This is a genomic window from Mammaliicoccus stepanovicii (genome assembly GCF_002902525.1).
Lineage (GTDB): Bacteria > Bacillota > Bacilli > Staphylococcales > Staphylococcaceae > Mammaliicoccus > Mammaliicoccus stepanovicii.
The window spans coordinates 15,200-35,783 of sequence record NZ_PPQZ01000077.1; the positions used below are offsets into that span (position 1 = coordinate 15,200).

Here is a 20,584-nt window from a genome sequence, read left to right on the forward strand (position 1 = left end):
CCTCCACACTTATATATAGAATACAATAAAACACACTGAGTTTAAAAGGTTAACCTCTTAAACTCAGTGTGTTCTTTTATTGATTCAGCTCATTAATCGCTTGTGTATACTCTGCTTCAGAAATAAAATGTTGTTGTTTCATTTTTTCTAAAGTTGATTTTATCCTTGTCATGTAACTATCACTAATATTATTGATATCAAAATTTGATGGTGCATTCACTACACTGGCTAAAATAGCACTCTGTAGAACTGTTACTTCTGGTAAATTAGGATTGTTCTTATTGACTGTAGCACCGAAATAATAATTCGCTGCTTCTTCAATCGTATAATTATTTTCACCAAAATAAATGTTATTAACATAATAACTTAAAATATCATTTTTACTATATTTATCTTCTACTCTTTTTGCTACAAACATTTCTTTAATTTTGCGCGTCATCTGTGCCTCATTAGTATAGAAATAATTTTTAACAACTTGCTGGGTAATCGTACTACCACCTTGTGTTAACTCACCATTTTTCAAGGAAACGGCAAGCGCTCTCGAAACACCTCTTAAGTCAACGCCATCATGATTATAAAATCTTTTGTCTTCAACTGCTACAAAAGCATTTTTCGTATAGTCCGGCATATCTTCTACACTCACATATGTGTCTTTGTCTTCTAATTTAACAAGTTCATCTACATCAGACGTTCTTGACCACATGTACATCACAGCTATATAAAATGCAATAATCAAAATAATTAAAATTGCTAAAATACCAAATAACTTTGATACCCTCTTTCGCTTTCTAGGTTGAAATGGTTCTTGGTAATGGTGCTGATATCTTCTATATTGGGTTTCTTCGTTATGATCATTTTGTGAAACTTGCTTATCCTTTTTGCTAAATATCCCCATAGTCATACTCCTCATTTGTATTTCTTACATTATTATATCTTGTAATTTGTATTTTAAACACTGCTTTTTACTTAAAAACAATAAAATCAGTCTGGAGACGTACAGATAAGTATAACTTTTAGCTGAAGGGGTATAGAATATATGTAGGAGGAATGTAAAATGGCAAAAATAAAAGCAAACAATGCACTAGTACAAGTTTTGAAGAATTGGCAAATAGACCACGTGTACGGAATACCTGGTGATTCCATAGATAAAGTCGTTGATGCATTAAAGAAAGAAGAAGACGATATAAAATTTTACCAAGTTAGACACGAAGAAGTAGGTACACTTGCAGCCAGTAGTTATGCAAAACTAACAGGAAAGATAGCTGTTGCCTTAAGTATTGGTGGTCCTGGTGCCATTCACATGCTAAACGGCATGTATGACGCTAAGATGGACAATGTGCCAATGCTCGTATTAGCCGGACAAACCGACTCTAAATTATTAGGTACAAAGTATTTTCAAGAAGTAGATTTACCTAAACTATTTGAAGATGTTGCAGTATATAATAAACAACTCGAATCAGCTGAAAACATTCACGAAATTGTTGATGAAGCAATTAAAACTGCCTATGCTAAAAAAGGTGTCGCAGTATTAACGATTCCAAGTGATATATTAGGTGAAAAAATAGAAGACAAAATTCCAAGAGAACAATATGAATTTCAAAATGCTGTAACTTATGCTAATGAAAATGATATAAAAAAAGCAGCTGAATTAATTAATAAAAGTGAAAAACCCGTCGTGCTAACAGGCGTTGGTGCTAAAGATGCGAAAGAAGAACTTCTAGATTTTATAGACCATATAGATGCGCCTGGACTCATAACATTACCTGCAAAAGGTATCATACCAGATAAACACCCTAACTTTATGGGTAACTTAGGTAAGATAGGTACTAAACCAGCATTTGAAGCGACAAAAGATGCAGACTTGTTGATTTTAGTAGGTACTAATTATCCTTATGTAGATTACTTACCAGACAAAGATATACCTTGTATCCAAATTGATATTAATCAAACGAATATAGGTAAACGATTTAATGTAGACGTTGGTCTTGTAGGAGATACTAAAAACGTTCTTGATTCATTAACTAACGCTTCTAATAAAGTTACTGGTCGTAAATTCCTAAAAGCTTGCCAAGAAAACATGAGAATATGGAATAAATGGCTAGATGAAGATAGATCTCAAAACAAAAAACCGATTAGACCAGAACGATTAATGGCAGAAATCGAAAAGATTTCTACTAAAAACACTGTTTTTTCAGTTGATGTCGGTACGTCTACTGTTTGGAGCACACGTTATTTACAACTAAGTCACAACCATCAATTCATAACGTCATCATGGCTCGGAACGATGGGTTGTGCATTACCTGGAGCAATTGCTAGTAAAATAGCAAACCCCGATAAACAAGCAATCGCAATTACAGGTGATGGTGGTTTATCTATGGTAATGCAAGACTTTGTAACAGCTGTATTATATAAACTACCTATTATTGTTATCGTATTAAATAATCAAGAATTATCATTTATTAAATACGAACAACAAGCAGCAGGTGAATTAGAATATGGCATAGACTTAGGTGATATTGATTTTGCTAAATTCGCCGATAGTTGTGGTGGTATCGGATATAATGTAGAGGACGTTAACGATTTAGCACCTACTTTAGAAAAAGCTAAAAACAGCAATCAACCTGTTATTGTAAATGTCAAAGTAGATCCAGATGCAGCACCTTTACCAGGTAAAATCGTATGGGATGAAGCACGTGGATATGCTAAATTTGAAATCCGAACTGCACTAGAAGAAAATAGATTAGAAAAAATGCCACCACTTAAAACATTAATAAGAAGATTCTTTTAAGAATCAACGCAAAAAAAGACTTAGCCAAATAAATGGCTAAGTCCTTTTTCATGTTACATTTATTGAAGCAATGCAAGTGACTCGCGGTTAAAGTCCTCCAAGTCATCTGGAGTACGACTTGTAACAATGCCACTGTCAACGACTACAGATTCGTCAACTACATTTGCACCTGCATTTTTTAGATCTTTTCGGACAGACAAGAAACTTGTTACTGTCTTCCCTTCTAATAAATCAGTGTCAATTAATAGTTGCGGTCCGTGGCATATTGCAAACGATGGTTTTTCATTTTGAACGAAGTGTTTAACAAATTCACCGAAGCGTCCTTTTTCGTCTCCACGTAATAAATCTGGAGAAAATCCACCTGGTATTAAAACTGCATCAAAATCTTCAGGTTTAGCTTCTTCAATACCTAAATCTATTTTAACTTTTTCACCTTTTTTACCAGTGATTTCTTTACCTTTTTCTTCACCAACTAATATAACTTCATGTCCTGCATCAGTTAAAGCTTTCTCAGGGCTAGTTAATTCTACATCTTCAAATAAGTCTGTTACGACTGCTGCTATTTTTTTACTCATACTCATAATCTCTCCCTTTCTAACTGTATAGTTTATAAATACCACTTAAGGGAGTGTTTTAAACGTAATTAATTTTCTTCTTGCATAGCGTGAACTTTTTTCTCAAGCTCATCTAATAACGCAATCCATTCATCTATGTCAGATACTTCTAAATCTTCCATGTTCATAGATTCAATTTCATCAAGAAATTCAGATAACCTTTGCTTGATTTCACTTAGTGACGATTTACGACTCATAACATTTCTCCTTTAAACATTGTTAGTTTTATTATGAATGATTACTAAAATAAAAACAATCATAAATCAGTATTGGAAATTTGCTACACTAATGGTACGCTCATAGATAGGAAAAAATTCAGAAAGAAGGATAAAACATGATTTATGACTTGAAAAGTCCTATATCAATACAAAATGACCCTTGGGAAGCCTATAACGATATCGATCAGCATGGGTCACTTCAACTTAGTAATATAGAATTTACGACTACAACATTATGTAATATGCGTTGCGCACACTGCGCAGTTGGATATACATTACAACTACGTGACCCTGATACGTTACCGATGGAATTAATTTTAAAAAGACTAGATGAAGTACCACATCTAAAGACAATCTCTATTACAGGTGGAGAACCTATGTTCAGCAAAAAATCCATTAGAGAAACGGTTGTACCACTTTTGAAATATGCACATAAGAGAGGCATCTATACTCAAATGAACTCTAATTTAACGTTACCGTTAGACCGTTATCTTGAAATTGCTGAATATATTGATGTTATGCATATTTCTCATAACTGGGGGACGATTGATGAATTTAGTGAAGTTGGTTTCCATGTTATGGAGAAAAAACCACCACTTAAAGCAAGATACAAACTGTATGAGCAAATGATTCAAAATTCAGCAACTTTATCAGAGCAAGGTATGTTTGTATCGGCTGAAACAATGCTAAACAAAAGTACGAAACCATATTTAAACAAGATACATACTGAAATTGTTCAAGATATGAAATGTAGTCGACATGAAATTCATCCAATGTATCCTTCAGACTTTGCGAGCCAGTTAAATATATTAAGCTTAGATGAAATGAAAGAAACGATTCATGACATACTAGATTTCAGAAATGAAGATATATGGATGTTATTCGGTACACTACCTTTTTATCCTTGTTTTAAGAGTGATTCAGATCAACAATTATTATCCAAATTACACAACGCTAAAAATGTAACGCTAAGAAATGATCCTGATGGTAGAAGTAGACTCAATGTCAATGTATTCTCAGGTGATGTCATTGTGACAGATTTTGGTGACGAAACTGGTTCCATTGCAAACATTAAAGAAGATAAATTACAAGACGTATACCAAACTTGGATGGATTCTAATTTGGCCAAATCTCTAAACTGTCATTGCCCTAAAGTAAGATGTTTAGGTCCAAACTTATTAGTAAAAGATATGTACTATAAAGATGTAGACTTTAAAGCAAATGAAAAAATGATGAATAGATAATTTAAGACAGCCTAGGACGTAAATGATGTCCTAGGCTGTCTTATATACGATATTCATTAAATAACAGAATGATCAGGCGCGCCAACTTGTCATATTAAAGCCCCAGATGACAAATTGAATGCGTTATATATATAGTTTTGTAGACATAAAGTCTAACGTTTTTTTACTTTCATCTCTTCTATCATGTCTTAATTGGACACGTTCTTTAGCAGTTTCGTAAAACCACTTTTCATCTTCTGTCTCGGGATAAATACTAGGTACAAGTGCTTTATTACCTTCTTTATCTAATGCTACAAAAGTTAAAAAACTATATGCAGATAAATGTTTTTGATTGTTAATGATATCCTCACTAATCACTTTTACACAAATCTCCATTGAAGATTTCCCTGCATGTGTCACAAATGAAACGAGTGAAACTATCTCACCTGTTCTGATTGGTTTTAAGAAGTCAACAGAATCTGTAGATGCTGTTACAACGGAACTTCCACTATGTCTCATTGCAGCAATTGCCGCTATTTCATCAATTTCAGCCATAAGTTTACCACCGAACATCGTATTATGATGATTTGTATCTTCCGGAAAAATTTGTATAGACTTAACGCTTCTTGATTCTTTCATTGGTTTTTTCTCACTCATATTAATAACCCCTCATATTTTTATTTTTCAGAAAAATAAAAGCCAGGTTTCCCTGGCTTTTAAAAATTATTAATGATAGTGTTCCTCATCATCGAACACTTTTTTCTCTAACGCTTCTTCAGCAGTATCAATTCGTACTGATTCTCTACCATCAAATGTTTTTACTAAGTACATCATTAATGCACCACCAAATGTGAAAATCGCAAATATAAATGCAATCATAATACTCCATTCCATAGGTGTACTCATGATATCCCCTCCTTTAAATAACAAACTAATTATAATCTATTACCTTTCATTATACATGATGTTTTTTAAATAAGCTATGGTTTAAAATGCCCAATTCCCATTTCTAAAAACAGGTTCTGTAGTACCATCTTCCAATATGCCATCTATAGATAAATCCTTACTTCCTATCATAAAGTCAACATGCGTTGTAGAATCATTCAATCCATTCTCAGTTAATTCTTCAGGAGACATTTCTTTCCCACCTTCAATACAGAATGCATATGCAGATCCTAAAGCAATATGACAAGAGGCATTTTCATCAAATAATGTATTATAAAACAACGTATTCATATTTGAAATAGGAGAATCTACAGGAACTAATGCGACCTCTCCAAGTCTTCTTGCACCTTCATCTGTTTCTAGAATACTTTTCAGAATATCTTCACCAACACCTGCATGATAATCTACAACTTCACCATCTTTAAAAGTTATCGAAAAGTCATCTATAATATTACCTGAATAACTAAGTGGCAATGTGTTTTTCACTGTTCCATTTACACCATTCTTATGGGGTGCTGTAAAAACTTCTTCTGTAGGCATATTCGCAACAAATGAATTACCTTTAGAATTAATAGAACTAGCACCGCTCCAATATTGACCTTTAGGTAAATCAATTGTTAAATCAGTACCTTCTGATGTGTAATGAAGTGCTTTATATTTCTTAGAATTTAAATAGTTTGCTTTTTCATGGAGTCGTTTATCATGTTTTTTCCATGCATTAATAGGATCTGTGTCATCTACTCGTACTGTTTTAAGTATTGTTTCTAATAATTTATTAAATGCTTCATCTGCATCTAAATCAGGAAACATCATCTTAGCCCATCCTTCTGATGGATAAGCAGCAACGCACCAACTCATTTGATCACTTTGTACTGCCACCATATAATCCTTTAATGCTTTACCAGTTGCTGACATAGCTTTGCTAATTTTCTTAGGGTCAGCATCTTTTAAATTATCTGGGCTTGATGAAACTACTGATAAAAATGCTGCTTTACGATTTAAATAGTCCATTCTTTCATCTACAACATATTGTTTAACATCTTCAAAAAATGCTTCACTTTCATATTGATATTTCAATTGTGAAAGTCTATCATCACTATAATTAACTTTAACATCTTCTGCACCTGCTTTATAAGCTTCTTCAACTAGTAAATGTACAAATTGATTAGACTCAATCGTAGCTTGAATATAAACAGGCTCCCCTTTTTGAACATTTAGCCCAACTTTAATTAATAGTTCAGCATATTTTTGTAATTCGTCTTTGTAACCCATATAAAAATCCCCTTTATTATTTATTTTCTTAACTCCCCTAATGCATGTGTGATAGCTGTCATTTCACTCGCTGAAATATTCTTTCTAGACATGACCATCGTGTGAATATCTTTTAAATCTTCTTTCTTTTCTTCAGGAATAGCATCCTTATTAAGCACACTCGTATTAACTAATCTAAGTTTTGTTTTTATATCATCTACCATTTGTTCAATTGATTCTGTCATTTTTATCATCCTTTCCAAATTAGTTTATCAAAAAGTTATGACAAAGAAAACATAGAAAGGCTTCAAGAAACTTTACATTTTATATAAAAACTATATACAATTAAGAAAATAATAAGAAAGAGGGTGATGACTTTGGCTATTCAAGATATACTTTCATGGACATTATATGAAAAAGTTAATGTCCCGAACGATGTTGATAACTACTTAGTTAATGGAGAAGAAGCTTATAGTGCCTTTAAAACATTTAGGGATACTGCAATATTTACAAATAAACGTATTATCATACGTGATATCCAAGGTATTACAGGCAAAAAAATCGAAACATATTCTATTCCATATAGCATTATTTTAATGTGGTCTACTGAAAATGCTGGAAAATTATTAGATTTAAATGGAGAAATAACGTTATGGACTAAAGCAGGTCATTTCAAAATTAAAATCGGAAGAAACTTAGACATTATGCCATTCGAAACTTTACTTTCAAACGCACTTTTAACATAAATTGTGTTTAATAATGGTCAAATCTGGGAAAGATTATAAATAGTAAATTTATTAGTATGTTAAATAACCTATATCAGTTAATAACGTCGTCATTTATGATATGATATGTAGGTGAATACTTTTTATAAATTTTTAAAATCGAGAGGGGAAACCATCATGCAAAACAAATTAGTTCCTGCAATATTAATAGGCGGTACTATAGGCGCTGTTATCGCTTTAGCAGATAAAGGTACACGTCAATCATTAACAAACCAAGTACAAAACATTAAAGAAGGTAACACATCAAGACAACCTTCGAAAGTAAATCAAATTAAAGATGAAGTATTATATTGGAAAGATGTAATTGAAGAAATTCGTCGCAAAAATCCAGAACTAGAACAATCAATTATGGATGCTAAAGACACATTTGTTGAGAAAAAAAATAACAGAAAAATTTCAGGCCCTACACATTCATAAATTTTAAAAAGACTAGGAATCTTCTCTTCCCTAGTCTTTTTTAACATTACATATTTTAGGAGATACGCTATGGGAAATGATAAAACAAGTTCTAAGTTTTTAGAACAAGCTAAAAACTTTAAAAAAGAACAAAAAAAATCAATCAAAAAAGAAAATTTCATACCACCTCAGAAATTCGAATCTAAGCAAGCCAAAAAAGATAACCAAATTTTCTTCGTTTCGAAAATAAACAAACCTGCAAAATACACGAAAGATGGAAATATATTATCAACATTGCTATACAGAATTGGTAAAGATAATGCCACTGGGTTAGCAGCACAGTTGTCTTATTATTTCTTACTAGCTCTATTCCCTACTCTTATCTTTATGTTGACTTTAATACCGATATTCCAAGTAAATCCAGATACGATTACGAATATGATTTCTGATAATGCTCCTGGAGATACGGCTAAATTAATTACAGGTATAATCAATGACATTATGGATAACGCTAGTGGTGGACTATTCTCATTTGGTTTGATAGCTGCACTTTGGTCAGCTTCAAATGGTATGACAGCATTAATGAATGCGTTTAATGTTGCATATGACGTTGAAGATGGCAGAAATGCAGTCGTATTAAAATTAATGAGTATATTCTTTACAATTATCATGGTTGTTGTTTTCGGTTTAGCTATTGCTTTACCTATCTTTGGACAACAAATTGGCAACTTATTATTTGGTCCATTAGGCTTACAAGATGAGTTACGCTGGATCTTTAGCTTAATTAAAATAGTGTTACCACTAATCGTAACTTTCATCGTCTTTATTACACTTTACGCTTTAGCACCAAACATTAAGATTAAACTGTTATCAGTTGTACCTGGTGCTGCTTTTACAACTATTGTTTGGTTAGGCGCTAGTGCTTTATTCGGTACTTATGTAAATAACTTTGCTAATTATTCTAAAACTTACGGTAGTATCGGTGGTATTATTGTCCTTATGCTTTGGTTATTCTTAACTGGATTAATTATTATAATTGGTGCAGAAATCAACGCTGTTTTACATCAGAAGAAAATGCTCAAGAACGGTTCTCCAGAAGAACAAGTATTTGACAATATTACAGAAAAAGGTGAACAAACTAATGCCTCTATTGAATGATATATTGAAATTTAATGCTAGCTTTGTAGATAACAAAGACTATGAAAATTTTATTACCACTAAAAAACCAAGTGCAAAAGCAGTACTTTTAACGTGTATGGATACGAGACTAACTGAGTTATCAACACGAGCATTAGGATTTAAAAATGGAGATGTCAAAGTTGTTAAAAATGCTGGCGCTACAATTTCACATCCTTACGGTTCAACAATGCGTAGTTTATTAGTAGCCATTTATGCTTTAGGTGCTGAAGAAATTATTATCATGGGACATAAAGACTGTGGTATGGGGAACCTTGACGTAGATAGTGTTGTAAAAACTATGAAAGAACGTGGTATCACAAATCAAACTTTTGATATTATCGAACATTCTGGCATAAACATTCAAAACTTCTTAGGTGGATTCAGTGATGTAACAGCAAATGTTAAGTCTAATATAGAAACCATATATCACCATCCATTATTTGATCAAACCGTACCTATCCATGGATTAGTTATTGATCCTCATAACGGTTCATTAGAAGTAGTTCAAGATGGCTATAAAAAGTTAAATCAACTGACATAAATCAGAAAAATAAATCGTAAAACGTCTTTAATTAATAAAGATGTTTTACGATTTTTCTTTGCTATTTTGCTAGATTCTCAAGTCTGGCTACTTAGCGCGCTAACTTCTACATATTTGCCATAATGATGTAATACTCACTTGATATGTAATAAGGCTAGGGCATCAAGTGATGTCCTAGCCTTATTTTTATGATATTAAATTATGCTGGAATGCATATATGACAGCTTGTGTTCTATCTTGTACTTCAAGTTTACTCAATATGTTGCTGACATGCGTTTTTACAGTTTTAATTGTGATATGAGATGCACTTGCTATTTCTTGGTTCGAATATCCTTTAGCAATTAATAGTAAAATTTCCATCTCTCTTTCCGTTAACAACTCGAATAGTTCTGCTTTTTGGTTCATTCTGTTTCTCATCTTCACAAGTACTTCCGCTTCAAATACAGATTCTTTATTGAACGTCTTTCGAACTGCATTTGCTATATCATCAGCTGAAGATGTTTTTAATATATAGCTATCAACGCCAGCATCTAATGCTTGGTATACTTCATTATCTTCAATAAAGCTCGTTAACATTACTATTTTAACGCTCGGTTGATTCTGTTTAATATGTTGTGTCGCTTCAATACCATTCATGTCATCCATCACTAAATCCATTAAAATCACATCGGGTTGAAGTTCTTCTGCTTTAGCAATGCCTTCCCTACCAGAAGCAGCTTCACCAATAACGGATATATCTTCTTGTGTTGATAAGTAACTTGATATTCCTATCCGAACCATCTCGTGGTCATCCACGAACAATACTTTAATTGTCATATTGCTCCTCCTTATTATTAGGTACTTTCACTTCAATACGTGTTCCTGATTCAGGCATTGAAATAATATTAAGCGTTGCACCTATTTCTAATGCACGTTCATTCATTGTATTAAGCCCATAACTTTGTGGGTCTCTCTTTGTTGTATCAAAGCCTACACCGTCATCTTGAATACGTAAAATAACATAGTCGCTCGTTTCGATAAGCTCGATTGATACTTTGTTTCCTTTTGAGTGTCGTAATGTATTAGATATTGCTTCTTGTGTAATTCTAAACAAATGATCTTCAGTTCCTTTAGCAATATCGATATCTTCAATATCATATATGACTTTCATAGGTATCTTTTGTTTCAAGTCGATTACTAAGTCTTTAATACCTTCACCTAACGATTTGTTCTTCAAGCCTAATGGTCTTAAATGTAACAGTAAGGCTCTCATTTCAAGTTGTGAATCTTGAATCATTTTTTCTAATAAATTCACTTGTTTCGTCAGTTGTTCATTAAGTTCTGAAGATTTAATCGCTGATAACATCATGCTTGCAGCAAACAATTGCTGACTCACTGAATCATGTAATTCTCTAGCTAATCTCTGTCTTTCATCTTCGATTATTTTCTTTACGACTGAGTCTTGCATTTGATACGAATCATTTATAATTTGTTGTGATTTCAATCTTAATGTATACAGTTCATCATGTAACGGAACTAACGCATAATATAGCTCCATCGTCTCTTTATGTAAATCAATTTCATGATGATTCACACCGAGTACTTCACCTTGAAAAGATCGTTCTAGTTGGTCTTTTATCCAGTGGTGTTGTTGATTAATTTTATAAGCAACAGCTGAACCAATTATGATACATAACAAGATAACGACAATATTAATAAATAAGAACGCTGGTATCCCCATTATTTGTGTATAAAATAAACCTTGAAAATAAATAATGTTTATAAAAATTCTATCTAAAAATGCAATGACAATAAATATGCCATAAACAAGTATTAACATTGAACCTATGATACGTGTGTAATTATTCATCGGAATATCACCTCAACATCTCCCATTAATGTTGATATGAATATATTCACTTTAAAGCCTTTTTTATGATTATTCGCTTCGTAATGTACGGTTTCATTTTTAGCTTTGTATACAGAATCATTCATATATAATCTTCCATATAAAGCTGAAAAATGCACGTTCACATGATAATTATATGGGACTATAATTTGAGTTTTCCCTACTAATTGTCTAATGACAATTATATTGGATTCAGTTAAATTTGCTGCTAAAGATAAGTCTAGTTCTATATCTCCAATTGCTTGTTGGACTTGAATATCTTCCCATTTATAAATGTAATGAGGTGTTTTCTGTGGCGAAAACCATCTTTGCTTGATGAATGACTCATTAATATTTTCATTTGAAGTCGTTTCTACATGTTCTATTTTAAGTGGTTTTTTTCTGTATATGATATAACGGATAACTAAATATATTAAAAACAAGAATAAAATCGTTAACATATACGGATTAGATAGCAATGCATAAATCAACAATATTGCACCTAACCAAAACATTATAAGTCCTCTCAATTTATGGAAATATAAATATCCTACATAAATTAAAATCATGCCCATAACTACGACAAGTAATAGTCCTATCTTTTCAAAGAAGATATAGTAAATATTCGACAACAGTATTAATGTTGAAAGTACAATCAATAATTCTGTTGAAATAAATTTATTCTTCAATATACCACTCCTAGCTTAGAGAAGTGAATTCATCTCAGATAGCATAGTACGTTCAGCTATTGCATTTGCAATTTGTTTCAATGTACATTGTATAGCTTCATCTATTTTAGCTGAATCACTTTCTAACTTGTTAATTTGTTCTTGCAACCACACTAAATCATGATCATCAATTTTATTTGCATAAGCAATTTTAAAGTCTTCAATTCTATCGATATATTTATTGTCTAATTCTATTGTATATTTTTCAATCAAATTAAATATTTGATAACGTTTTTCTTCTAAATATGAAACATATTCTCTCATTGCATTTATTTTAACATCTAATTGCTTTGCACATGAATCTAAACTTTCATAATAAGATACAATGATAAGTTGCTTTAATTGATTAGATACTACATTTAACATAGAATCACCCACTTCTTTCAGATTAGATTCTATTATAAAATGTATTTCCAAATTTCGTAATGGACCTTTGTACGAACTTATAATCAGTCCTAGGTCCTAGAAAAGCTCAAGCGTACGACACGTAACGCTTGAGCTTTTATTTAATCTTCTAATTTAGTTAATAATAAAGGACCGTCTTTTGTTACAACGATCGTATGCTCAATTTGGGCAACATAGCTTTTGTCTTTAGTTTCAAATGCCCATTCATTTTTACCGTCTGATACAATTGTAGCATTTGATGAAATAAATGGTTCTACTGCTAAAACCATGCCTTCTTTAAGAAGTTGTGTTTCTAATGGATCATAATAGTTCATTACGTGTTGTGGAGAATCATGTAATGATCTACCAACGCCATGACCAGTTAAGTTTTTAATTACTTTCACACCATTTTTACGTGCTGTAGCATTAACCGCTCTACCAATTTGAGATAATTTAGCTCCTGGCTTAACTTTTTTCATAGCTTCTTCAAATGCCATTAAAGCAACATCTACTACTAATTGTTTCTTAGGATCGTCTGCATTACCGACTACAAATGAAATACCAGTATCAGCGTAGAAACCATTTTTACGTGCAGAAACATCGATATTTACTAAATCCCCTTCTTTTATAACACGTTTGCCAGGGATACCGTGCGCAACTTCTTCATTTACACTTATACATGTATAACCAGGAAAGTCATATTCCGCAATTGGTGCTGATTCTGCTTCTAATTCTTCAAAGCGTACCTTTGCGATATTGTCTATCTCTTTAGTTGTCATACCGGGTTTAGTTGCTTCTTTCAATTCGTCTCGAATTATTGCACATATCTTGCCTATCTCTTTAAGGCCTTCAAGTTCTTCATTGTTTTGAATTATCATTTAAATCCCGTTCTTTCTTTTTAAAATTTTTTGTCGTCTATTATTATATCAGAAATAATCTGTTATACTATAAAAAAATGACTTCGGAGTTTTGTATATGAAAGAAAATTGGATTACGAGATTAATTGGTGCAAGAATTATCAAGACTGGATTGGCAACATTTTTAACTGGTTTAATTTGTATGTCTTTAAACTTAAACCCTATATTTGCTGTAATTACTTCAATCGTCACAATAGAACCAACTGCTAAAGCTTCTTTAAAGAAAGCATTTGTTAGATTCCCCGCTTCTATATTAGGTGCTTTTATAGCAGTCATTAGTACTTTCTTCTTCGGAGAATCACCACTTAGCTACTCTTTAGCGGCAACCGTTACAATATTGATATGTTATCAACTCAAATTAATGGATGGTATGCTAGTTGCCGCAATTACTGCTGTAGCAATGGTCCCTGTTATTCACGATGCGTTCGTTTATAACTTTGTTTCTAGATTAGCGACCACGACGATAGGATTGGCAACTGCCGGTTTAGTTAACTTTGTTGTTCTACCTCCTAAATACATTAATCAAATTGAGCAAATCAATCATGATATGGAAAATAAAATTTTAGAAATTTATACGAATAGATTGAAAGAACTTTTACTTGGAGAATATGTATCAAATATTTCAATGAAACGTATGTCAGCTCTACAACAATCAGCAAGTAAAATTGAACAATTAATTAAATACCAAAAAGAAGAATACGATTATCATCGTACAAAGAAAGAATCAAAAGCATACATTAGAAAAGTTGAAATGACTTATCACACTAACCGATTATTAAATGCCCATTTATTGAACTTAATATATTTACCAGAAAACACTCATATGATATTCACAGAACAGGAAAGAATCGCAATTAGCAAATTTATTAAAGCATATGAAGCGCTACTTCAAACACATAAATATTATAAACCTAAGAAGTCAGCAACTACTTTAAAAAACAGTGTTAAAGGATTAAATGAATTTGATATTAATCAAATTAAAAGTCACTTAATCTATGAAATACTCATGATAGATAAAATTATAAATGAACGATACGGTAAGTCTATTGAATCTAAATCAAAATAAAATAGAGTCAATCCATTAAAAATAACGGATTGACTCTATTTTATTTTTTATCATTTAATAATCTTTTAATAATAGCTTGTTTCGCTGCTTCTTCAACTGAATTATTTAATTTTTCTGGAGTGAAAGGTATATTCTTTCTTTCACAAGCTTTTCTTAATAAATAGTCAGTCATTTCGTGATTTTTAGGTAATATTGGCCCATGTAAGTACGTACCTAATAAATTTTTATAATGGATACCTTCTTTTTTATCATCTTCATTATTACCGAATCCACTTACAACTTTGCCCAGCGTTGGATATTCATGATATGTTCTGCCTCCATGATTTTCAAATCCAACAATTTGTCCAAAAGTCTCTGATTCAATGACTATATCTCCGATGAGACGTTCTTTTTTTGATTCAGAATAAATATCAAGAATATTTAATCCTTCTAGTCTAGTACCATCTGGTGTTACATATTCTGATCCTAAAAATTGATACCCACCGCATATTGTTAATGTCGGCATCCCATCTTCTATTGCTTCTTTTAATTGTGTTTTAATTTTCCTTAATTGTTCAGTAGCAAGACTTTGCTCTCTGTCACTTCCACCACCAATAAAGAAAATATCACAATCATCTAGGCTTAGACCATCCGTATCAGTTATATTTACAACTTCTACTTCAATATCACGCCATTTAGCACGTTGTTTCAATGCGATAATATTACCTATATCACCATATAAGTTTAATTTATCAGGCATAAAATGAAATATCTTTATAGGTGACATTAGTTTTCCTCCTTAAATGCTTTTATCAAAGTACGATGCATTGGTGATAATGAAGTATAATTTGGAATGGCGACCGTAAATTGTGGATATTGCATCGACATTTCAGTTGCTTTTTCAATTGAATGCTCAACAATCACATCTGTCTCAACTTCAGCATATTTCAATCTTAATGCAAGTTCTTCAGCTCTTTGACCAGTACAAATAATAGCTTTAATGTTTTGTCTTGATAATTTTTCAAAGTCAGCATCATAAATCCATGAAATGTCGCGACCATCTGCTCCATTATCATTTAAACTTATCAGAAAGACTTTTTCACCTTCTATTTGTTCTCCTACAGATAAGCTTGCATTAAGTCCGGCTGGATTTTTCGCAAGATTTATTAGTGCTTCTTTATTAGTATTTTTAAAGTATTGCATTCTTCCATTATCAGATGTATAAGACTCAAATCCAGCTTTAATGCGTTCATTATTTAATCCAAGTTCACGTAACACAGTATATGCAGCGATTACGTTAAACACATTATAATCACCAGCTATTTTTAAATCGAATATTGCATCATTTAAGCCAACTTTAATAAATGGTTCTTGGCTAAATTGCGTCACTTCATATTGAGGAGTTTCTCTCTTAAAACCACAACTACAATAATAATGACCAATTTGATTATAATGTACATGTGTATAATTTAATAATTTACCACAATTAGGACAATATTTGCTTTCAACCATCGTACTTTGTTCAAAGTCATGAATGCCTTGTTTCATACCATAATATACGATATCATCGCTCGCTATTTTGAGTCTACTTACAAATGGATCATCTGCATTGAGTAATAATTTAATACCTTTATTGTTAATAGCATTCGCAATGTTATCTACCATAGTGTCAATTTCACCGAATCTATCCATTTGATCTCTAAAAAAGTTTGTTACAACCATCATAGTAGGTGTCATTTCATTTAGTACTCTCGGAATTGAGCCTTCGTCAATTTCGATAACTGCGATTTTAGTGTTTTTATTAGATTGAACAATAAAACTTGAAGTAATACCTGCTGCCATATTTGCGCCTTCAGTATTATGTATAATATTTATATTATTCTTCTTTAAAGTGTGACCAATTAAATTAGATGTTGTCGTCTTACCATTCGTACCACTTATCATGACGATTTCATCGACATCTTGAGCTAACTTTCTTAATATTGATGGATCTATCTTACGTGCGATTTGTCCCGGAAGATCCGTACCTTGTTTCCCTACTTTTCTACTCGCAAATCTGGCGAATTTGGCCATATTTGTTGCAACATACTTCTTCATACGTTACCTCCTTATTCTGTCATATCATTATAACACGTTCAAAAGTGTTTCAAAAAGCGATTCACTATGTCAAATCTTGGTTTTAAGATTATTAATATTGTATAATAAAAATTGTAAAACAATTAACAATAGAAGGGAAGATTTTTATGTTATCTAAAAATATACTAGATGCTTTAAACAATCAATTAAACCATGAGTTTTATGCAGCACATGCATATATGGCTATGGCAGCCTATTGTGCAGATAAGAGTTACGACGGTTTCGCAAACTTCTATATTCAACAAGCCAAAGAAGAAAGATTTCACGGGATGAAAATATATAACTATATTAATGATCGTGGTGAAAAAGCTATCTTCACACAATTAGATGCGCCAAAAACTGATTTCAACTCATTGTTAGAAACATTTAAAGATGGTCTAGCACAAGAACAAGAAGTAACACGTCGCTTCTACCATTTATCTGAATTAGCTAAAAATGAAAATGATTTCGCTACAATTTCATTCTTAAACTGGTTCTTAGATGAGCAAGTAGAAGAAGAATCAATGTTTGAAACGCACATTGATTATCTTGAAAGAATTCAAGAAGATAATAATGCATTGTATATATATGAGAAAGAATTAAGTGCACGTCACTTTACTGAAGAAGCAGAATAGTTCAAATCGAAAGATATACTTAAGGACAAACCTGATCAATTTATGATTAATAGGTTTGTTCTTTTTTTGATCAAACAAAATTCTTTTCTCGATTGTTATTTTTCTTTATACTTAGCATTCAAAGGAAGTGATAATTTGTCATCATTTGTAGCGCTTGATTTTGAAACAGCTAATGGCCAACCAGAAAGTATTTGCTCAGTTGGTATGGTTAAAGTTGTTGACCATCATATAACAGAGAATTTCTATACACTAGTAAATCCTAAAGATTATTTTTCAAAATTCAACATAAAAATCCATGGCATACACCCATCAGATGTTGAAAATTCACCAACATTTGATAAAGTATTTCCTTATATGATGGATTTTATAGGAGATTTACCAGTCGTCGCACACAACGCAAAATTTGATATGAATGTGCTGTTTAAATCACTTGTAAAGTTAAATATAGACGTACCAAATATAACTTACTTTTGTTCATGCATACTAGCAAGAAAGACAGTCGATAACCATCGATATGGACTTGATCCCATGATGAAATATTATAATATTGATTTTAAAGGCCATCACCATGCATTAAATGATGCCAAAGCATGTGCAATTATTACATTTAGATTGTTAAAGTATTATCCGGACTTAAATACAGTACTTAGCATTTACGGGAAAACATTATCAGACAAAAAATACGTCTAATTAAATATAAAAATATCTGAGTCATTAATATGATGCGCCACTTATTTTTCAATATGTTCTAAGGCGCTTGTCTACCCGAACAAAAAAAGAACAGCAGAAAGTCATTTTAAAAATGACTTTCTGCTGTTCTAATAATTTCACAACAAAATTACTGTAACTATTTATTCTTTATTTTTGAATTCTTTTTTAATATCTCTTCTCAAACTTGCTTTATTAACAGGTCTTTCAAGTTTTCTATCTGCCCAGAATAATAATAATGCAATTGCAATAATACCTAATAATTTAACTATATCAAAACTTCCAGTATCTATTGTACTTTTAACGAATAGTACAATTAATAATACTGTTATTGCTATAATGGAAAATTTAAATTTCATATTCGTCTCTACTTTCTTGATTTTGAATAATATCATAATACCCAATTAATTATATATCAAAACTTTATTTAGAACCTTTATTATGATACTAGCCTATTGCACAATATTCAAGTTATTTGACTATATGAAGTCATATATTGTTAAATTCCGATAAGTTCTAGATACTAAGTTACCTATTGAAACACCTATTAATCTAATAGAAGTATCTTGATCTTTCAAGCTATTATATAGTTCATATGCAATATTGTATATTTCAATTTCATCATGAACTGGCGTATTAACACTCGTCTGTTTTGAGAGCGTCTCAAAATTATGTGTCTTCATCTTCACAGTTATAGTTCGTCCAGCTAATTCGTGTTTATCAGCTCGTTTGGAAACCTCACCACTTAACTGTCTTATTTTATTTAATATATAATCATCGTCATTTTGATCAGTTTCAAAGGTAGTTTCTCTACCAATAGATTTACGTATTCTTGTTGGTTTAACAGGCGAATTATCTATTCCACGAACTTTATTATAAAAACTAGAACCCCTCTTCCCAAATAATTGTATGAGTTCCATTTGTGTATATTGAAATAAATCATAGCCAGTATTGATTTCAAGCTCTTTCATTTTCTCTTCAGTCACTTTACCAATACCTGCAAATTTCCCAATTGGTAAAGACATTAATATGTCATGTGCATTTTCGTAATGAATGACTGTACGTCCACTAGGTTTATTCATTCCACTCGCAAGTTTAGCTAAAAATTTATTGTATGACACACCCGCCGAAGAAGTTAACTGTGTTTTATCATAAATATCTTTTTGAATATATTGTGCTATTTTGGACGCTGGTAAATCCCTTCTTACAAGATCTGTTACATCTAAATAAGCTTCATCAAGTGATAGAGGTTCTACAATTTCTGTATAACTTTTAAATATGGACATAATGTCATTAGATACGTCTCTATAATGACTGATTCTAGGTCTTATATAATAACCATTAGGACATAACTGATAAGCACGAGCCATTGGCATAGCCGAATGAACACCAAATTCGCGAGCCTCATAACTAGCTGTTGAAACAACGCCTCTACCAGATGCAGGCCCTCCTATTATAACTGGTTTATCTTTTAATTTAGGATTATCTCTTACCTCGACTTGAGCAAAGAAAGCATCCATATCTATATGAATAATTCGCCGTTCCATTGTAAACACCTCAATAAAAAATAGGAAAATGGTTACCCAAATTCCTATATATTATAACAAAATTCATATTAACTTGTTGTTATGCCATTCGGTTTATCTGTATATAAATTAATGCCGACTTCAGTATCTTCAATAAACTTCATATGTTTATTACTATATACCATTTGAGCCATATAAAAATCTCCAATACAAGCAGCACCATGAAAAGCAAATATATAAATAATGGAAGTCACTTGCATCCATATTAATGCAATAAACAGTAACAAACTAATTATAACAAATGGCGCTAGTAATATTATATAAAACTGCTTTCTGTTAAATATCGTTTCAGGCATTGAAGCATAAAACATACCCTTCTTGTAGCCATATTTAACTTTTCCATTTGGATTAAATATTTTAAAGAAAATACCATGTATTAACTCATGAAAAATTATTGAAATGAATAAGCCAATAAGCCCAACAATAATATTTCTGAAAAATCCTTCTTCATATATGTAAATAATATTCGCTATAAGCTTAAAGCTTATTAAAATCAATGATAGAAATAATACAAACTGTAATAAAGCTAAACGTTTCAATATTGAAATGTTGTTTATTAAGTCTATTTTTAACATCAAATTCCCCCATGTAACCAAGTCTTAATATCCCATACAATTACATTATAAAATAAAACTAAAATTAATACTATTTATTGTCTG

26 protein-coding genes are annotated in these 20,584 nt (G+C 31.6%); 9 read left to right on the forward strand and 17 right to left on the reverse strand.

Annotated features, from left to right (window positions below; all coding sequences use genetic code 11):
• Window positions 1-76: 76 nt before the first annotated feature.
• Window positions 77-895: a glycosyltransferase gene (locus CD111_RS09805; protein WP_095087116.1), complete on the reverse strand. Its 819-nt coding sequence runs from the start codon at window positions 893-895 to the stop codon at window positions 77-79.
• A 159-nt stretch (window positions 896-1,054) separates the two neighbouring features.
• Between CD111_RS09805 and CD111_RS09810 the strand changes: the two genes are divergently transcribed.
• Window positions 1,055-2,788 carry a pyruvate oxidase gene (locus CD111_RS09810; RefSeq protein WP_095087114.1) on the forward strand — a complete coding sequence of 578 codons (1,734 nt, stop codon included), beginning with the start codon at window positions 1,055-1,057 and terminating at the stop codon, window positions 2,786-2,788.
• 59 nt (window positions 2,789-2,847) lie between these two features.
• On the opposite strand, the gene CD111_RS09815 is transcribed toward CD111_RS09810, so the two are convergent.
• Window positions 2,848-3,363 carry a type 1 glutamine amidotransferase domain-containing protein gene (locus tag CD111_RS09815; protein WP_095090090.1) on the reverse strand — a complete coding sequence of 172 codons (516 nt, stop codon included), beginning with the start codon at window positions 3,361-3,363 and terminating at the stop codon, window positions 2,848-2,850.
• A gap of 68 nt (window positions 3,364-3,431) precedes the next feature.
• Window positions 3,432-3,599, reverse strand: a complete 168-nt coding sequence (locus CD111_RS12650) for an SE1561 family protein (RefSeq protein WP_095087112.1) — start codon at window positions 3,597-3,599, stop codon at window positions 3,432-3,434.
• 137 nt (window positions 3,600-3,736) lie between these two features.
• Between CD111_RS12650 and yfkAB the strand changes: the two genes are divergently transcribed.
• On the forward strand, window positions 3,737-4,864 hold the full coding sequence (gene yfkAB / locus CD111_RS09820; protein WP_095087110.1) for a radical SAM/CxCxxxxC motif protein YfkAB: 1,128 nt from the start codon (window positions 3,737-3,739) through the stop codon (window positions 4,862-4,864).
• Between the two features lie 123 nt (window positions 4,865-4,987).
• Here the strand turns inward: yfkAB and CD111_RS09825 are convergent, their stop codons facing one another.
• From CD111_RS09825 to CD111_RS09840, 4 genes are all read right to left on the reverse strand, one after another.
• Entirely contained in the window at window positions 4,988-5,500 is a 513-nt protein-coding gene (locus tag CD111_RS09825) for an acyl-CoA thioesterase (protein ID WP_095087108.1), read from the reverse strand.
• A 69-nt stretch (window positions 5,501-5,569) separates the two neighbouring features.
• Window positions 5,570-5,749 carry a hypothetical protein gene (locus CD111_RS09830; protein WP_095087106.1) on the reverse strand — a complete coding sequence of 60 codons (180 nt, stop codon included), beginning with the start codon at window positions 5,747-5,749 and terminating at the stop codon, window positions 5,570-5,572.
• 81 nt (window positions 5,750-5,830) lie between these two features.
• Window positions 5,831-7,060, reverse strand: coding sequence for an aminopeptidase (locus tag CD111_RS09835; RefSeq protein ID WP_095087104.1), 1,230 nt, complete (start codon window positions 7,058-7,060; stop codon window positions 5,831-5,833).
• 20 nt (window positions 7,061-7,080) lie between these two features.
• A complete protein-coding gene (locus tag CD111_RS09840; RefSeq protein WP_095087102.1) occupies window positions 7,081-7,284 on the reverse strand; it encodes a DUF1128 family protein in 204 nt (67 codons plus the stop codon).
• 132 nt (window positions 7,285-7,416) lie between these two features.
• Between CD111_RS09840 and CD111_RS09845 the strand changes: the two genes are divergently transcribed.
• The 4 genes from CD111_RS09845 (at window position 7,417) to CD111_RS09860 (ending at window position 9,940) form a co-directional block, all read left to right on the forward strand.
• Window positions 7,417-7,785 (forward strand): PH domain-containing protein, encoded by a 369-nt coding sequence (locus tag CD111_RS09845; RefSeq protein ID WP_197696917.1) that lies wholly within the window; start codon window positions 7,417-7,419, stop codon window positions 7,783-7,785.
• A 156-nt stretch (window positions 7,786-7,941) separates the two neighbouring features.
• Window positions 7,942-8,241 (forward strand): YtxH domain-containing protein, encoded by a 300-nt coding sequence (locus CD111_RS09850; RefSeq protein ID WP_095087098.1) that lies wholly within the window; start codon window positions 7,942-7,944, stop codon window positions 8,239-8,241.
• Between the two features lie 69 nt (window positions 8,242-8,310).
• Window positions 8,311-9,378 carry a YihY/virulence factor BrkB family protein gene (locus CD111_RS09855; protein ID WP_095087096.1) on the forward strand — a complete coding sequence of 356 codons (1,068 nt, stop codon included), beginning with the start codon at window positions 8,311-8,313 and terminating at the stop codon, window positions 9,376-9,378.
• Complete coding sequence (locus tag CD111_RS09860; protein ID WP_095087094.1) at window positions 9,362-9,940, forward strand: beta-class carbonic anhydrase; 579 nt, start codon at window positions 9,362-9,364, stop codon at window positions 9,938-9,940. Before CD111_RS09855 ends, CD111_RS09860 begins: the two co-directional genes overlap by 17 nt.
• A gap of 186 nt (window positions 9,941-10,126) precedes the next feature.
• Here the strand turns inward: CD111_RS09860 and CD111_RS09865 are convergent, their stop codons facing one another.
• From CD111_RS09865 to map, 5 genes are all read right to left on the reverse strand, one after another.
• Window positions 10,127-10,756, reverse strand: coding sequence for a response regulator transcription factor (locus CD111_RS09865; RefSeq protein ID WP_095087092.1), 630 nt, complete (start codon window positions 10,754-10,756; stop codon window positions 10,127-10,129).
• Window positions 10,746-11,789, reverse strand: a complete 1,044-nt coding sequence (locus tag CD111_RS09870) for a sensor histidine kinase (protein WP_095087090.1) — start codon at window positions 11,787-11,789, stop codon at window positions 10,746-10,748. Before CD111_RS09870 ends, CD111_RS09865 begins: the two co-directional genes overlap by 11 nt.
• Window positions 11,786-12,496 carry a cell wall-active antibiotics response protein LiaF gene (gene liaF, locus CD111_RS09875; RefSeq protein WP_095087088.1) on the reverse strand — a complete coding sequence of 237 codons (711 nt, stop codon included), beginning with the start codon at window positions 12,494-12,496 and terminating at the stop codon, window positions 11,786-11,788. Before liaF ends, CD111_RS09870 begins: the two co-directional genes overlap by 4 nt.
• Window positions 12,497-12,511: 15 nt before the next feature.
• Window positions 12,512-12,901: a hypothetical protein gene (locus CD111_RS09880; protein WP_095087084.1), complete on the reverse strand. Its 390-nt coding sequence runs from the start codon at window positions 12,899-12,901 to the stop codon at window positions 12,512-12,514.
• 140 nt (window positions 12,902-13,041) lie between these two features.
• Entirely contained in the window at window positions 13,042-13,797 is a 756-nt protein-coding gene (gene map / locus CD111_RS09885; RefSeq protein WP_095087081.1) for a type I methionyl aminopeptidase, read from the reverse strand.
• Window positions 13,798-13,894: 97 nt separating this feature from the next.
• Here map and CD111_RS09890 point away from each other — a divergent pair, with 97 nt between their 5' ends.
• Window positions 13,895-14,902, forward strand: a complete 1,008-nt coding sequence (locus tag CD111_RS09890) for an FUSC family protein (protein ID WP_095087078.1) — start codon at window positions 13,895-13,897, stop codon at window positions 14,900-14,902.
• A gap of 40 nt (window positions 14,903-14,942) precedes the next feature.
• Here CD111_RS09890 and gatD read toward each other — a convergent pair whose 3' ends face one another.
• Both gatD and murT read right to left on the reverse strand, forming a co-directional pair.
• Entirely contained in the window at window positions 14,943-15,668 is a 726-nt protein-coding gene (gene gatD, locus CD111_RS09895) for a lipid II isoglutaminyl synthase subunit GatD (protein ID WP_095087075.1), read from the reverse strand.
• Window positions 15,668-16,978, reverse strand: coding sequence for a lipid II isoglutaminyl synthase subunit MurT (gene murT, locus CD111_RS09900; RefSeq protein ID WP_095087072.1), 1,311 nt, complete (start codon window positions 16,976-16,978; stop codon window positions 15,668-15,670). Before murT ends, gatD begins: the two co-directional genes overlap by 1 nt.
• A gap of 146 nt (window positions 16,979-17,124) precedes the next feature.
• Between murT and CD111_RS09905 the strand changes: the two genes are divergently transcribed.
• Both CD111_RS09905 and CD111_RS09910 read left to right on the forward strand, forming a co-directional pair.
• Window positions 17,125-17,631, forward strand: coding sequence for a ferritin (locus CD111_RS09905; protein WP_095087069.1), 507 nt, complete (start codon window positions 17,125-17,127; stop codon window positions 17,629-17,631).
• A gap of 135 nt (window positions 17,632-17,766) precedes the next feature.
• Window positions 17,767-18,321, forward strand: a complete 555-nt coding sequence (locus tag CD111_RS09910; RefSeq protein ID WP_229726514.1) for a 3'-5' exonuclease — start codon at window positions 17,767-17,769, stop codon at window positions 18,319-18,321.
• A gap of 161 nt (window positions 18,322-18,482) precedes the next feature.
• Here the strand turns inward: CD111_RS09910 and CD111_RS09915 are convergent, their stop codons facing one another.
• The 3 genes from CD111_RS09915 to CD111_RS09925 form a co-directional block, all read right to left on the reverse strand.
• On the reverse strand, window positions 18,483-18,698 hold the full coding sequence (locus CD111_RS09915) for a hypothetical protein (protein ID WP_095087063.1): 216 nt from the start codon (window positions 18,696-18,698) through the stop codon (window positions 18,483-18,485).
• Between the two features lie 120 nt (window positions 18,699-18,818).
• Window positions 18,819-19,886, reverse strand: coding sequence for a DNA polymerase IV (gene dinB / locus CD111_RS09920; protein ID WP_095087060.1), 1,068 nt, complete (start codon window positions 19,884-19,886; stop codon window positions 18,819-18,821).
• 68 nt (window positions 19,887-19,954) lie between these two features.
• Complete coding sequence (locus CD111_RS09925; RefSeq protein WP_095087057.1) at window positions 19,955-20,500, reverse strand: DUF3267 domain-containing protein; 546 nt, start codon at window positions 20,498-20,500, stop codon at window positions 19,955-19,957.
• Window positions 20,501-20,584: the final 84 nt, after the last annotated feature.

Excerpts from the sequence above, each read along its gene's own strand:
- CD111_RS09805 (WP_095087116.1), bottom strand. The coding sequence starts at position 895 with ATGGGGATATTTAGCAAAAAGGATAAGCAAGTTTCACAAAATGATCAT.
- CD111_RS09810 (WP_095087114.1), top strand. The coding sequence starts at position 1,055 with ATGGCAAAAATAAAAGCAAACAATGCACTAGTACAAGTTTTGAAGAAT.
- CD111_RS09815 (WP_095090090.1), bottom strand. The coding sequence starts at position 3,363 with ATGAGTAAAAAAATAGCAGCAGTCGTAACAGACTTATTTGAAGATGTA.
- CD111_RS12650 (WP_095087112.1), bottom strand. The coding sequence starts at position 3,599 with ATGAGTCGTAAATCGTCACTAAGTGAAATCAAGCAAAGGTTATCTGAA.
- yfkAB (WP_095087110.1), top strand. The coding sequence starts at position 3,737 with ATGATTTATGACTTGAAAAGTCCTATATCAATACAAAATGACCCTTGG.
- CD111_RS09825 (WP_095087108.1), bottom strand. The coding sequence starts at position 5,500 with ATGAGTGAGAAAAAACCAATGAAAGAATCAAGAAGCGTTAAGTCTATA.
- CD111_RS09830 (WP_095087106.1), bottom strand. The coding sequence starts at position 5,749 with ATGAGTACACCTATGGAATGGAGTATTATGATTGCATTTATATTTGCG.
- CD111_RS09835 (WP_095087104.1), bottom strand. The coding sequence starts at position 7,060 with ATGGGTTACAAAGACGAATTACAAAAATATGCTGAACTATTAATTAAA.
- CD111_RS09840 (WP_095087102.1), bottom strand. The coding sequence starts at position 7,284 with ATGACAGAATCAATTGAACAAATGGTAGATGATATAAAAACAAAACTT.
- CD111_RS09850 (WP_095087098.1), top strand. The coding sequence starts at position 7,942 with ATGCAAAACAAATTAGTTCCTGCAATATTAATAGGCGGTACTATAGGC.
- CD111_RS09855 (WP_095087096.1), top strand. The coding sequence starts at position 8,311 with ATGGGAAATGATAAAACAAGTTCTAAGTTTTTAGAACAAGCTAAAAAC.
- CD111_RS09860 (WP_095087094.1), top strand. The coding sequence starts at position 9,362 with ATGCCTCTATTGAATGATATATTGAAATTTAATGCTAGCTTTGTAGAT.
- CD111_RS09865 (WP_095087092.1), bottom strand. The coding sequence starts at position 10,756 with ATGACAATTAAAGTATTGTTCGTGGATGACCACGAGATGGTTCGGATA.
- CD111_RS09870 (WP_095087090.1), bottom strand. The coding sequence starts at position 11,789 with ATGAATAATTACACACGTATCATAGGTTCAATGTTAATACTTGTTTAT.
- CD111_RS09880 (WP_095087084.1), bottom strand. The coding sequence starts at position 12,901 with ATGTTAAATGTAGTATCTAATCAATTAAAGCAACTTATCATTGTATCT.
- map (WP_095087081.1), bottom strand. The coding sequence starts at position 13,797 with ATGATAATTCAAAACAATGAAGAACTTGAAGGCCTTAAAGAGATAGGC.
- CD111_RS09890 (WP_095087078.1), top strand. The coding sequence starts at position 13,895 with ATGAAAGAAAATTGGATTACGAGATTAATTGGTGCAAGAATTATCAAG.
- gatD (WP_095087075.1), bottom strand. The coding sequence starts at position 15,668 with ATGTCACCTATAAAGATATTTCATTTTATGCCTGATAAATTAAACTTA.
- murT (WP_095087072.1), bottom strand. The coding sequence starts at position 16,978 with ATGAAGAAGTATGTTGCAACAAATATGGCCAAATTCGCCAGATTTGCG.
- CD111_RS09905 (WP_095087069.1), top strand. The coding sequence starts at position 17,125 with ATGTTATCTAAAAATATACTAGATGCTTTAAACAATCAATTAAACCAT.
- CD111_RS09915 (WP_095087063.1), bottom strand. The coding sequence starts at position 18,698 with ATGAAATTTAAATTTTCCATTATAGCAATAACAGTATTATTAATTGTA.
- dinB (WP_095087060.1), bottom strand. The coding sequence starts at position 19,886 with ATGGAACGGCGAATTATTCATATAGATATGGATGCTTTCTTTGCTCAA.
- CD111_RS09925 (WP_095087057.1), bottom strand. The coding sequence starts at position 20,500 with ATGTTAAAAATAGACTTAATAAACAACATTTCAATATTGAAACGTTTA.